The organism is Paraburkholderia sp. GAS32, from assembly GCF_050434225.1.
GTDB classification, from domain to species: domain Bacteria; phylum Pseudomonadota; class Gammaproteobacteria; order Burkholderiales; family Burkholderiaceae; genus Paraburkholderia; species Paraburkholderia madseniana.
The window spans coordinates 67,828-81,727 of the sequence record NZ_JBNPVS010000023.1 but is presented as its reverse complement, the minus strand read 5'-3'; the positions used below and the strand labels follow the sequence as shown (position 1 = coordinate 81,727).

7 protein-coding genes are annotated in these 13,900 nt (G+C 64.9%); 5 read left to right on the top strand and 2 right to left on the bottom strand.

Going from position 1 to position 13,900, the window contains the following annotated elements; translation table 11 throughout:
* Window positions 1–18: 18 nt before the first annotated feature.
* Window positions 19–1,038 (bottom strand): heat-inducible transcriptional repressor HrcA, encoded by a 1,020-nt coding sequence (gene hrcA, locus P3T25_RS26165; protein ID WP_154565838.1) that lies wholly within the window; start codon window positions 1,036–1,038, stop codon window positions 19–21.
* A gap of 213 nt (window positions 1,039–1,251) precedes the next feature.
* On the opposite strand from hrcA, the gene P3T25_RS26160 reads away from it, so the two are divergent.
* Together P3T25_RS26160 and recN are read left to right on the top strand one after the other, a co-directional pair.
* The gene (locus P3T25_RS26160; RefSeq protein ID WP_154565837.1) at window positions 1,252–2,154 is read left to right on the top strand and encodes an NAD kinase; all 903 of its coding nucleotides are present in this window, start codon (window positions 1,252–1,254) and stop codon (window positions 2,152–2,154) included.
* 96 nt (window positions 2,155–2,250) lie between these two features.
* Complete coding sequence (gene recN / locus P3T25_RS26155) at window positions 2,251–3,921, top strand: DNA repair protein RecN (protein WP_429359456.1); 1,671 nt, start codon at window positions 2,251–2,253, stop codon at window positions 3,919–3,921.
* A 29-nt stretch (window positions 3,922–3,950) separates the two neighbouring features.
* On the opposite strand, the gene glnE is transcribed toward recN, so the two are convergent.
* A complete protein-coding gene (gene glnE, locus P3T25_RS26150) occupies window positions 3,951–6,743 on the bottom strand; it encodes a bifunctional [glutamate--ammonia ligase]-adenylyl-L-tyrosine phosphorylase/[glutamate--ammonia-ligase] adenylyltransferase (protein WP_429359454.1) in 2,793 nt (930 codons plus the stop codon).
* 186 nt (window positions 6,744–6,929) lie between these two features.
* On the opposite strand from glnE, the gene P3T25_RS26145 reads away from it, so the two are divergent.
* The 3 genes from P3T25_RS26145 to tldD all read left to right on the top strand — a co-directional run bounded on the left by P3T25_RS26145 (window position 6,930) and on the right by tldD (window position 13,694).
* The gene (locus P3T25_RS26145; RefSeq protein ID WP_429359452.1) at window positions 6,930–11,111 is read left to right on the top strand and encodes a YhdP family protein; all 4,182 of its coding nucleotides are present in this window, start codon (window positions 6,930–6,932) and stop codon (window positions 11,109–11,111) included.
* 128 nt (window positions 11,112–11,239) lie between these two features.
* A complete protein-coding gene (locus tag P3T25_RS26140; RefSeq protein WP_429359450.1) occupies window positions 11,240–12,130 on the top strand; it encodes a carbon-nitrogen hydrolase family protein in 891 nt (296 codons plus the stop codon).
* 97 nt (window positions 12,131–12,227) lie between these two features.
* Complete coding sequence (gene tldD / locus P3T25_RS26135) at window positions 12,228–13,694, top strand: metalloprotease TldD (RefSeq protein ID WP_429359448.1); 1,467 nt, start codon at window positions 12,228–12,230, stop codon at window positions 13,692–13,694.
* The last annotated feature ends 206 nt before the right edge of the window (window positions 13,695–13,900 follow it).

The following is a 13,900-nucleotide window of genomic DNA, read 5'->3' as shown; positions in this document are numbered from 1 at the left end:
AGCCACGGTGACCGCAGGTTACTGTTGACTAAGCGTCAGCGAAAGCAACCGCGCGGTGATGTCCACGATTGGAATCACTCGGTTGTAGGCCATGCGGGTCGGCCCGATCACGCCGAGCGTGCCGACAATCTTGCCGTTCACCTCATAAGGTGCGGTGACGACGCTCATTTCCTCGATCGGCACGAGATTCGACTCGCCGCCAATGAAAATCTGCACGCCCGCGGCGTGACTCGACACGTCGAGCAACTGAAGGAGACTGGTCTTTTGGTCGAACACATCGAACAGCTTGCGCAGGCGCGCCATGTCCGACGAAAGGTCGGCGACTTCGAGCAGGTTGCGCTCGCCGGAAATCAACACGTGTTCGCCGGTGTCGGTTTCATCCGTGCTGGCCGTGACCGCGGCGTGCATCAGCGTGGTCATGTCGCCGCGCAATTCGTCGATTTCTTCGCGCAGGCGGCGGCGCACGTCGTCGAACGAGAGGCCCGCGAAGTGCGCATTGATGTAATTGGAGGCTTCCACCAGTTGCGAAGGCGAAAAGTCGCGCTGGGTGGCCATAATGCGGTTCTGCACGTCGCCCTCGGGCGTCACGATGATCAGCAGGATGCGCTTGTCCGACAGGCGCATGAATTCGATCTGCTTGAACACGTGGCTGCGGCGCGGCGTGAGCACCACACCGGCGAACTGCGACAGATTGGACAGCACGCTGGCCGCCGCGGCGACGACTTTCTGCGGCTCGCCCGCCTGCAGCGTAGTCTTGACGATACGCATCACCGCTTCTTCGTCCGCGGCGGATTCCACCGTCAGCATGGTATCGACGAACAGCCGGTAACCGCGCGGCGTCGGAATCCGGCCCGCCGACGTATGTGGACTGATTACGAGCCCCAGGTCCTCGAGATCGGACATCACGTTGCGGATCGTGGCCGGGCTCAGTTCGAGGCCGGAATAGCGTGACAACGTGCGCGAGCCGACCGGCTGACCTTCGGCGATGTAGCGCTCGATCAGCGTTTTGAGGAGGGTTTGTGCGCGGGGATCTAGCATGACGGAAAATTTTAGCTCAATGACGCGGCTACAGCGAGCGCTAACGGCGCCAACCCCTGACTATCGCGCCGCCGGTTGGCGGGACGGCGCATGTCATCAAGGTTTCACCATTCTAACGATAATCGCCCAATGCGCCGGCAGCGCGCTTGCGCAGGCTCGCTACCGGGTCTGTCTGCGGTTCTTTTCAGGCCCTACCTATGGTGTAATGCCGGCATGCAAGTGACCAGCCAGTTCAAGACCGTCGCGCTCGTCGGGCGCAACAATACGCCGGGCATCGGCGAGCCGCTGACCGAGCTCGCCTCGTGCATCGCGAGGCGCGGCTTCGAGGTCGTATTCGAAGCCGACACCGCCGCCGAAATTGGCGTAACCGACTATCCGGCGCTGCGTCCCGCCGAGATCGGCGCGCGCGCCGACGTTGCCGTGGTGCTAGGCGGCGACGGCACGATGCTAGGCATTGGGCGCCAGCTCGCGCCCTACCGCACGCCGCTGATCGGCATCAACCACGGCCGGCTTGGCTTCATTACCGACATTCCGATCTCCGACATGCGCGAGATCGTGCCGCAAATGCTCTCAGGCAACTTCGAGCGCGAAGAGCGCATGCTGCTCGAAGCGCGCATCATGCGCGACGGCGCCCCGATCTATCACGCACTTGCCTTCAACGACGTGGTGGTCAACCGCAGCGGTTTCTCGGGGATGGCGGAACTGCATGTCTCGGTGGACGGGCGCTTCATGTACAACCAGCGCTCGGACGGCCTGATCGTCGCCACGCCAACGGGTTCGACCGCCTACGCGCTGTCCTCGCAGGGGCCGATCCTGCATCCGCAATTACAAGGCATCGTGCTGGTGCCGATTGCGCCGCATGCGTTGTCGAACCGGCCAATCGTGCTGCCGGACGACTCGAAGGTGAGCATCCAGATCGTCTCGGGCCGCGAAGTGAACGTCAATTTCGACATGCAGTCGTTCACTTCACTGGAATTGGGCGACACGATCGAAGTGCGCCGCTCGCGCCATACGGTGCCGATGCTGCATCCGGTCGGCTACAGCCATTTCGCGACGCTGCGCAAGAAGCTGCACTGGAACGAATACCCGTCGCACGAAGAAGATACCAAGCCCTGAACGGCCCGAAACGCCGGAAAGCCGGAATGCCGGGCCGCCGGAACACGAACGCCGCCGCTGCCGAACCCTGAATCTCAAGCTCACCAGACGACCTCCATGCTTCGCCACCTCTCGATACGCGACTTCGTCATCGTCGCCGCGCTCGACCTCGAATTCGACAGCGGCTTTACCGTTTTCTCAGGCGAAACAGGCGCCGGCAAGTCGATCCTGATCGACGCACTGGCCCTTGCGCTCGGCGCCCGCGCCGATGCGAACGTGGTGCGCACCGGCGAGAGCCGTGCCGACATCACCGCGGAGTTCGAGACGCATGCGCAAGTCGAGCAATGGCTCGACGAGCAGGCGCTCGGCACGACCTCCGACGACGGTCATCACGGCGGCACCGTCATGCTGCGTCGCGTGGTGGACGCGAACGGCCGCTCGCGCGCGTTCATCAATGGCACGGCAGCGACGCTCGCGCAATTGCGCGAAGTCGGCGAGATGCTGGTGGATATTCACGGGCAGCATGCGCACCAGTTGCTGATGCGTCCGGACGCGCAACGCGAACTGTTCGACACCCATGCTGGCCTCACGGAAACCGCGGCAACCGTCACGCGTACATGGCGGTCGTGGCGCGAAAAGATTCAGGCTGTCGAGCACGCGAAAACGCGCGACCGCGAGCTGCAACTGGAGCGCGAACGTCTCGCCTGGCAGCTCACCGAACTGGACAAGCTTTCGCCGCAACCGGGCGAATGGGAAGAGGTCAACACCGAGCACCGGCGCCTGTCGCACTCGGCCAATCTGATCGACGGCGTGCAAGGGGCGCTCGGCGCGCTGTCCGAATCTGATGAGGCGATGATCACGCATCTCGCCTCGATCGTGTCGAAAGTGCGCGACCTCGCCGAGATCGACCCGGCGCTGAACGATGTGCTGGCGGCGCTGGAACCGGCGGAAATCCAGTTGCAGGAAGCCGCCTATTCGCTCAGCCACTACGCGCAGAAGCTCGAACTGGATCCAGACCGGCTCGCCCAGGTCGAAAAGCGTCTCGACGCGCTGCACTCGGCCGCACGCAAATTCCGCCTGCAACCCGAGACGCTGCCGGAAGAACACGAAGCGCGTCGCGCGCAACTTGCCGCGCTCGACGCCGCCGCCGATCTCGACAGCCTGCACGCGGCCGAAGCCAAAGCCAAAGAAGCCTTCCTCGCCGAAGCAAAAAAACTGTCGAAGGCGCGCGCCAAGGCCGGCAAGGCCCTGGGCGCAGCGGTGACCACCGGCATGCAGGAACTGTCGATGAAAGGCGGCAGCTTCGACGTGGCGCTGGTGCCGTTGCCAGAAGGTGGCGCGCACGGGCTCGAACAGGTCGAATTCCGTGTCGCCGGTCATGCCGGCGTGCCGCTGCGGCCGCTCGCAAAGGTTGCCTCAGGCGGGGAACTGGCGCGGATCAGTCTCGCTCTGGCGGTCATTGCGAGCGCCGCGAGCCCGACACCAACCCTGATCTTCGACGAAGTGGATACGGGAATCGGCGGCGGCGTCGCCGAAGTGGTTGGGCGCTTGCTGCATCAACTGGGTCAAGCTCGGCAGGTGCTGTGCGTCACCCACTTGCCGCAAGTCGCCGCGCGCGGCGACCATCATTTCCAGGTGGCGAAGTCGGGCAACGGCAAAGGCGGCACGGTGAGCAGCGTGACCTCGCTCGACCGCGCGAGCCGCGTCGAAGAAGTCGCGCGGATGCTCGGCGGACTGGAGATCACCGCCACCACCCGCAAGCACGCGAAGGAAATGCTGGCGGCCTAGGAACGCGGGTTGGAAATCATCGCGGAGCCTCAGCCAAACACCCGCTCCCACAGTCTCAGCACCGCTTCACGCTCGGTCACCACCAGCGCCGGATCGACCCGCGCCTTCTCCATCCCGTCCAGCCGCAATTGGTGCTGCAACTTCCGGTAGGTCCGATAAGCCGCCCCGACCGTCTCCGCTTCCGCCTCGCTCATCAGGCCGAAGCGCGACACCTCACGCAGCAGCGCGATATTGCCGGTATTGCGGATCAGTTCGGGATCGCTCGCCGCATGCAGCAGCACCCAGTACTGCACGGTAAATTCGATATCGACCATGCCGCCGCGATCGTGCTTCAGGTCGAACAGCGCCGTATGGTTCGGATGCCCCGCCTCCACGCGCTCGCGCATCTCGACGATTTCCTTCGCGAGCGGTTCGGCCTCGCGCGGCGTGGTCAGCACCTGTTCGCGAATCTGCTCGAATTTCGCGCCGATTTCGGCGTCGCCCGCGCAGTAGCGCGCGCGGCTCAATGCCTGATGCTCCCACACCCACGCCGTGTTGGCGGCATCGCCTTCACGCAGTTGATAACGGCGGAACGCGTCCAGATCGGTGACGAGTAGGCCCGACTCGCCGTTTGGCCGTAGCCTCAAGTCGACATCGAACAAGGTGCCAGCGCCGGTCGCCGTCGTTAGCCAGGTGATGAGGCGGCGGGTGTAGGTGGCATAGACGTCGGCGGCAGCATCGTCCGGATCGTCGTAGAGGAAGATGACGTCGAGGTCGGATGCGTAGCCGAGCTCCTTGCCGCCCAGCTTGCCGTACGCGATCACCGCAAACTTCGGCACCTCGCGATGGCGTTTGGCCAATTGGTTCCAGACAGCTTCGAGCGTGACGTCGAGCACGGCGTCGGCAAGCTCTGACAGGCGGTCGCTCACATGCTCGACGCTCAGCCTGCCGGCCAGATCGATCAGCAGGATGCGGAACACCTCGGCCTGGTGCGCGTGGCGCAGCAGGTCCATCTGTTGCTCGATGCCATCCGCCGCGGCCAGACGCAAGCGCAGCGTGCGCTTGAATTCAGGCCAGTCGAACGGACTGTCCATCGCCTCGTCGTCGAGGAGTTCGTCGAGCAATTGCGGGTGGCGGATCAGGTAGCCGGCGGCCCAGCGCGAACCACCCAGCACCGACAGCACCCGATGCAGCGCCTGCGGATATTCCGTCAACAGCGCGAGGTACGCGCCGCGCCGGCTCACGGCTTCGAGCAGGTCGAAGAAACGCGCCAACGTATCGCCGCGCCGTTCGAGCGGCTCAAGGGTACGCGCGGCTTCCAGCGCACGCTGCGCGACGATATCGAAGCGCTGCCGGCTACGCTCGGCGAGCCCCGCGTAACGCGATGACTGCCATATCGCCCGCAAGCGCGCCAGCAGCTCGTCCGGCTCGGACACACCCAGTTCAATCAGGCGCGCGCGAAGCGCGTCCTCAGCGCTGTCGTCGGCGAGCGCGCTGCTCCAGACCCACGCCGCCGCGCCGTCTTCCGGTGCGCCGCAGCCATCGCGGCCGCTCACCTTGTCGGCGAAAATCTGGTCGAACTGCTGCTCGACGAACTCGCGATGCGCGTCGAGCTTGAGCATCAACGCGGCATAGTTGTCGCAACCCATTGCTTGCGCGAGCGCCACGCGCTCCTCAGGATCGACCGGCATCGCGTGAGTTTGCGCGTCGTTGCGGTATTGCAGGCGGTGCTCGAGTTCGCGCAGGAAGCGGTACGCCTGTGAAAGCTTCACGCAGACCGAGGTATCGAGCAGCCCGTGCGTGGCCGCGTGCCGCAAGACAGCGAGCGTCGGACGCACCCGGAAGCCGGCATCCTGGCCGCCGCGGATCAGCTGAAATACCTGAGCGCTGAATTCGATTTCGCGGATGCCGCCGCGGCCCAGCTTGATGTCGTCGGCTTTGTCAGGGCGCATCGAGGCACGCCGCTGTGCTTCCTGGCGAATCTGCAAATGCAGCGCACGGATTGCGCTGATCACACCGAAGTCGAGATAACGCCGATAGACGAACGGCGTGACGATCGCGTCGAGCTGCTTCTGCAACCGCCGTGCCGCCTCGCTCGCGCCTTCGGACACGAGCCGGCCCTTGATCCACGCATAGCGCTCCCACTCGCGGCCCTGCACGTAGAAATACTCTTCGAGCATGCCGAGGCTGCACACGAGCGGCCCCGAATCGCCGTTCGGCCGCAAGCGCATATCGACGCGGAACACGTAACCGTCGGCGGTCACCTCGGCCAATGCGCCGATCAGGCGCTTACCCAGACGCGTAAAAAAGTCCTGCGTCGCGATCGGCGAACGCTGACCGCCCGCGGTCTCACCGTCCTCTTCATAAATGAAGATCAGATCGATATCCGACGAAACATTCAGCTCACGCCCGCCCAGCTTGCCCATCCCAACCACGCCGAGCGCGAGCCGCTCGCCCTGCGGTCCGCGCGGTTCGCCGTAAAGCGTTTCGAGCTCGGCGGACACGACCGCGAGCGCACGCTGGATCGTCGTCTCCGCCAGATCCGTCATCGCGCCGGTGACTTCGGCGACATCCGCCTCGCCCGCGAGGTCACGCTCCATCACGGCGCAAAATACCTCGGTGCGCAATTGGCGCAGGGCCCGTTTGAGTGCATCCTCACTCAACGGACCGTCGCCCGCGCAGGCTGCCTCGGCACACAGCGCATCAAAGCGCGCGTCGATCCGTTCGCGCGTGAGGGGTGCGGACGCGAGCGCCACCACCTGCGCCACGATTTGCGGACGGGCCGCCGCGGCACGCGCCGCGTAATGTGAATAGCTGGAACTCAGGAGTGTTGCGTCAGTCATCAAGGGTCTGGCTCGCTCGTTGCTTTATCAGCGTTGTTCAGTTCGCCGCAGCACACGGGTCCCGCGGCCTCGCGCAGGTCGCGAGACGGCATGGAGAAAGGGTTTGCCGGAGGTCCGCCGACGCTTTCCCGTGTGTTACATTTCGTCGTTAATTCGCAAAACTACCATACGCCCACCCGCCGCAGCATGTCCGAGCGAAACGAATCCGCCGACCCGCACGAAACCAGGCAGGTCCGGCCCGCGAGCGGAAGCGCCCACATGGTGCTGCATCGGACGTCCCATGTAGTGCTGGCGCTCGCACTCGCCTTCTACTTTATCGCGGCGGGTCTGTTTCTCGGTTTGCGTTATGTACTGCTGCCGCGCGTCGACTCGTTCCGTCCGCGCATCGAAGCCATCGTTTCCGAGAAACTGCACACACAGTTCACCATCGGCAAGCTGGCGCCGCATTGGAGCGGCTTTCAGCCGGGCCTCGACGTCACCGATATCGTCATCCGCGACCCGGAAGGCAAAGCGGCGCTGACCATTCCGCATGCCACCGCCGCGCTCTCGTGGAAGTCGCTCTGGCAGTTCCATCCCGCGCTTTCTAGCCTGATCGTCGATCAACCGGACGTGCTGGTGTCGCGCAGCAGCGACGGCGTGATCTCGGTGGCGGGCGTGCCGGTGCCCACCCGGCACAGCGGCAACGACACCCTGTCCACTTGGCTGTTGCGCCAGCAGGCAATCGTGGTGCGCGGCGGCGTGCTGCGCTGGCGCGATGCCCAGCATGACGCGCCGGAACTCGCCCTGCGTGACATCCGGATCGCGATTCTCAACGACGGCTACGATCACCGGCTCGCGTTGCAGGCGCCCGCCGACGGCCATGTCCTGCACGGGCCGATCGACTTCCGTACGCATTTCAAACACGCCCGCCTCTCCGCGATCGGCAAGCCGGTCAACTGGGCCGGCCAGGTCTATATGTCGACCGGTCCCGTCGATCTGCCGACTCTCGCGCGCTACATCAATTTCCCGATCGAGATGTTCGCCGGCCGCATCGACAACGCGATCTGGGCTGACTTCGCCGACGGCCGCATGAAGTCGGCGAGCGGGCAGTTGGCCGGCACGGACGTCTCGATGCGGGTCCGCCCGACCCAGCCCAAGCTGGTGGTGCCGATCGCCAATTTCTCGTGGGGTCTCGAAGTCGACCAGGGCGACTACACGCTGCAACTGAACCACTTGCGCGCCGAGCTCGGCCAACCGCCGCTCGACGACGGCACGCCGCTCACCCGCACCCTCGCGCTAACCACGCTGCACGGCCGCTACCGGACCGCCTCGCTGCAGCATGGGCAACTCGTCAGCGTCAGCGGCGACCGCGTCGACCTGGGCATCCTCGCCGAATTCAGCCGCGCGCTGCCGCTGCCGCGGCCCCTGCTGAACAACCTGCTGCGCTTCAATCCCCGCGGCATGGTGTCGAACTATGTGATCGAGGTCGAACGCGGCAAACCGGAGTCCGGCGAAGCGGGCAGCGACCACCGGCCAAGCGGCGCCGAACCGATCGAGCGTTATCGTTTCAAGGGCGACCTGCAGGGCATCAGCGTTGCCGCGCAGGAACCGCCGCCGGGGCTCACCCCGCTGAATCACCCGCGCGCGGGCATTCCCGGCATCGAAAACCTGTGGGGCAGCGTCGACGCCGACGAAAACCACGGCACCGCGACGCTCAACACCTCCAACGTCGCGATTACGCTGCCGGGTGTGTTCGACGACCCGCGCCTGACACTCGACCGCCTGCATGGCCGGGCGGACTGGACCATCACGCCGAAGGCGCCGGGCGAGAATCACCCGGCCTTCACCGTCAAGCTGGCCGACTTCGGCATCTCGAACGCGGACGCCGACGCCACCGCCACCGTCGATTACAGCAACCCGGGCCATGGGCGCGGTTCGCTCGACCTGAAGGCCGACTTCCAGCGCGCGCAGGTCACACGCATCGTCCGCTATCTGCCGACCAGCATCAGCGAAAAACTGCGCATCTACCTGGGCCATGGGCTGCAAGCCGGCATCTCGCGCGGCGCGACGATCGAAATACACGGCGATCTGACCAAATTCCCCTACTCGCGTGCCCCGGAGGCCGGGGTCTTCCATATCGTCGCGCCTTTCAAGGGCGGCAAGTTCGACCCTTCGCCGTACCCGCCGCGCAAGATGAAGAACGGCACGCCGAACGTGTGGCCGCCGCTGGATGGCATCGACGGCGTGTTCGAACTCAAAGAGAACGTGCTGCGCTTCGATATCGACCGCGCCCATTACAAGCGGGTCGCTTTAAACAAGGTGAACGGCAGGATCGACGATCTCGGCACCAAGGCGTCGAACCTCGTCATCGATGGCAACGGCCGTGGGCCGCTTGCCGACATGCTCGACTACGTCAACGAAAGCTCGCTCGGCATCATGTCCAAACATGCGACCGAGAAAGTGCGCGCCGAAGGGCCCGCCGCGCTGGCGCTCAAGCTGACCGTGCCGCGCACGCCGAAGCCGCATATCGCCGTGGAAGGCGCAGTGGGCTTCCAGAATAACCGTTTGACGGTCGATAACGTGCCGCCGTTGTCGCAACTGAACGGCAAGGTGCGTTTTACCGAACATACGGCGCAAGTCGACCGGCTCTCGGGCCAGTTCCTCGGCGGCGACGTGCACGCGAAAGGCGGCCTGAAGCAGGACGGCACGTATGCACTCGACCTCGGCGGCCATATCGCCGTCGACGCCGCGCGCGGCCTGAATCTGCATGGTCCGACCGCGCAGGTCCTGACGCGCATGAGCGGCAGCGCGCCTTATGCGCTCAACGTGCGCGGCGCCAAGGGGCGGTTGCCGGAAGTCACGGCGAACTCCGATCTGACCGGCCTCGCGCTCGACTTCCCCGCGCCGTTCAACAAGCCTGTCGGCACGCCGATGCCGCTGCACTTCGCGGTCAGCCCCTACGCCAGCGCAAGCGAAGCCGGCCTGGAACGGGCCGACCTCACCTTCGGCCCGATCGCCGCCACCTACCTGCTGCGTTACCAACCGAAAACGCCGCCGACGGTCGTGAGCGGCGCGATCGGCGTCAACAAGCCCGCCGACCTGCCGTCCGAGGGCGTGATCGCCGCCGTCGACGTCGAAGCGTTCGATGCCGATGCCTGGCGCGCGCTCGTCACGCAGATGCGCAACAAGGACGCGCCCGCAGCCGCGCCGGCCACGCCTAATCCGACCCTCGCGCAATTCCTGCCGAGCCGCTTCGCGGTGCACGTCGGCACGCTGACACTGCTCAAGCGGCACTGGGACAGCGTGATCGTCGGCGCTTCGCATGCGGACGGCAAATGGCAGGCCAACATCGCGTCGAACCAGGTGTCGGGCCACGTGTCCTGGCTGCCGGGCGTCAATAAGGAATCGCCGGGCACGCTGCAGGCGCGCTTTGCCCGGGTGGTGATCCCCTCGGCCACGGATAAAGATCTGCTCGGCCAGGCCATTTCGGCGCCAGCGCAGAACATGCCGTCGATCGATCTGGTGGTCAATGAGTTGATCGTGCGCGATCGCGACATAGGCCGGCTTGAAGTGGATGCGCACAACTTCGAAGAAGACGGTGTGCCGGTCTGGCAGCTCGACAAGCTGGACATCACCAATCCCGCCGCCACGCTGACCGCCACCGCGAACTGGCGCACGTCGACGGGTCTCGGCAACACCGCCGACGAAGCGACGCCGCGCCGTACGGTGTTCGATTTCAAACTCGACATCAAGGACGCCGGCGCGCTGCTGGAGCGCTTCGGCCAGCCGCGCACGCTCAAGGCCGGCAGCGGCTCCCTCTCGGGCAAGGTGGTGTGGCGCGGCGGCCCGACTACCATCGACTACCCGACGCTCAACGGCAATCTGGCCGTCGATCTGCGCCATGGGCAGATTCTCAAGGTCGATCCGGGTGTCGCGAAACTGCTGGGCGTGCTCAGCCTGCAAAGCCTCGCGCGCTTCGCCACGCTCAATTTCCGCGACGTGATCGGCGAAGGGCTGCCGTTCGAGCACGTCACCGCTACCGGCGAGATCCACAACGGCATTGGCCGCACCGAGAACTTCGAGATGGTGACGGCGCCGGCGCGCGCCGAGATGAAGGGCTCGGTGGATCTGGCGCAGGAAACCCAGGATCTGCACGTGCAGATCGTGCCGACCGTCAGCGCCGGCGCCGCCGTGATCGCCGCGACCGTGATCAATCCGCTGCTCGGGCTGGGTGCGCTGGTGGCCGATCTGGCGTTCAGCAAATCGGTCTCCACCGCGTTTGCACGCGAGTACGCAATCACCGGTCCGTGGTCGAAACCGCACATCGAGCGGGTGAAGAGCGATCGCGGTAAGATGGACGCTCCGGCTTCGACCGTGGAAGCGCACTGAGCCCGATCCGATCCTTGGTTTGATCGGAAGAGCGCCGTGCCGCGCCGCAGTCCTCAGCCAGCCTTGAACGACGTATGCGGCGCCAACGGTTCGCGCCGCCGCCTTGCCGGGAGTTTTCCGAAACGCTCATGAGCGAAACACACGTCTCTTCATCCTCGTCCACCGCTTCGTCCACTGCCTCGCCCAGCGCGGCGTCCAGCGGAGCTTTCGAAAGCGTGTTCCGCGTGGCCGCGCTGCAAATGGTGAGCACGCCGGATCGCGAACGCAATCTGGCCGAAGCGGAGCGCCTGATCGCCGAAGCCGCCGCCGACGGCGCGCAACTGGTCCTGCTGCCCGAGTATTTCTGCTTCATGGGTTTCAAGGACACGGACAAGCTCGCCGTGCGCGAGCCCTACCAGGACGGCCCGATCCAGCGCTTTCTCGCCGACGCCGCGCGCCGCCATAAGGTATGGGTGATCGGCGGCACCTTGCCGTTGATGTCGCAGGAACCGGCGCGCGTGCTGAACACTACGCTGGTGTTCGACCCGCAAGGCAACGAGGCCGCGCGCTACGACAAGATCCACCTGTTCAACTTTGAAAAGGGCGAAGAATCGTTCGACGAGGCGCGCACCATCTGCCCCGGCGGCGAAGTCCGCACCTTCGAGGCGCCGTTCGGCCGGGTCGGCCTGTCGGTCTGCTACGATTTACGCTTTCCGGAGCTGTACCGGCGCATGGGCGACTGCGCGCTGATCGTGGTGCCGTCGGCGTTCACTTACACCACCGGCCGCGCGCATTGGGAGATGCTGCTGCGCGCCCGGGCGGTCGAAAACCAGTGTTACGTGCTGGCCGCCGCGCAAGGCGGCAAACATGAAAACGGCCGCCGGACATGGGGCCACAGCATGCTGATCGACCCGTGGGGCGAAGTCGTCGCGGTGCGCGACGAAGGCGCCGGCGTGGTGACCGGCAATCTCGAGCGTGCGCGCATCGACGAAGTGCGGCAGAGCCTGCCCGCCTGGCGTCACCGCGTGCTGAGCTGCTGACGTATTACCTGACATTGAAAGTGCGGCGCCCGTCACTCATATAGGGGGTGATAGAAGCGCTAACCGAATCCTTCGTATCGAGCAGAACATACTTCGCATGAACATCATCGAACCCGGTATCCGTAATCTCGCCACCGCCAAGGACATCCTCCTGACGCCCTACGGTCTCGACGAGGCCCTGCTCACCCGCACGCTCGCCGAAATCTTCACGCACAAGATCGATTACGCCGACCTGTACTTCCAGTACACGCGCAGCGAGGCGTGGAGTCTCGAAGAAGGCATCGTGAAGTCGGGCAGCTTCAGCATCGACCAGGGTGTCGGCGTGCGCGCCGTGTCGGGCGATCGCACTGCCTTCGCGTATTCGGACGATCTGTCGCCCGAAGCGATCCGTCAGGCGGCGCTCGCCACCCGTTCGATTGCCAAGGCGGGCGGCGGCAAGCAGAAGATCAAGGTGGCCTCGTCGTTGACCGGCATTGCCGGGCGCGATCTGTACCTGCCGTCCGATCCGCTGCACTCGCTCGACGCGACCGCCAAGGTCAAGCTGCTCGAGCGCATCGAACAGATGGCGCGCGGCCGCGATCCGCGCATCCAGCAAGTGATGGCAGGCCTCGCCGGCGAATACGACGTAGTGCTGGTCGCGCGCAGCGACGGCGGCTTCGCGGCCGATATCCGTCCGCTCGTGCGCGTATCGGTCACGGTGATCGCCGAACAGAACGGCCGCCGCGAAATCGGCAGCGGCGGCGGTGGTGGCCGCTTCGACTATGGCTATTTCACTGACGAGGTGCTGTCGGGTTATGTCGACGACGCTGTGCATGCGGCGCTCGTGAACCTCGACGCCCGCCCGGCTCCGGCCGGCGCGATGACTGTTGTGCTCGGACCGGGCTGGCCCGGCGTGCTGCTGCACGAAGCGATCGGCCACGGCCTCGAAGGTGACTTCAATCGCAAGGGGTCCTCGGCGTTCGCGGGTCGGATCGGCGAGCAGGTTGCGGCCAAGGGCGTGACCGTGGTCGACGACGGCACGCTGCCGAACCGCCGCGGCTCCCTGAACATCGACGACGAAGGCAATCCGACCCAGTGCACGACGCTGATCGAAGACGGCATCCTGAAGGGCTACATCCAGGACACGCTGAATGCACGCCTGATGAAGATGCCGGTCACCGGCAACGCGCGCCGCGAATCGTATGCCGCGCTGCCGATGCCCCGCATGACCAACACATACATGCTCAACGGCGACAAGGATCCGCAGGAAATCATCGCATCAGTAAAGAATGGTTTGTACGCGGTGAACTTCGGCGGCGGCCAGGTCGACATCACGAACGGCAAGTTCGTGTTCTCGGCCTCCGAGGCCTACATGATCGAAAACGGCAAGGTCACCTACCCGGTCAAGGGCGCGACGCTGATCGGCAGCGGGCCGGAATCGCTCAAATTCGTCAGCATGATCGGCAACGACATGAAGCTCGATTCGGGCGTCGGCGTGTGCGGCAAGGAAGGCCAGAGCGTGCCGGTGGGCGTCGGTCAGCCGACGCTGCGTATCGACAAGATGACGGTCGGCGGTACGGCCTGATTTGGATGTAGACGCATACTTCGTGCATATAAAGCTCGAAGTATGCGGATTTGCCGCATTTTTACACCCCGCAGCTTGTCATCCGAGCTTGCACGGGTTATAAAGTCACTCACCCTTTTTGACCAGCGACCCAATTTCGCCATGTCCGCCAAGTTTTACTTTTACTTTTTTTGGCATCTCAGACCGCTGGCGGATCGAGAGGGGTG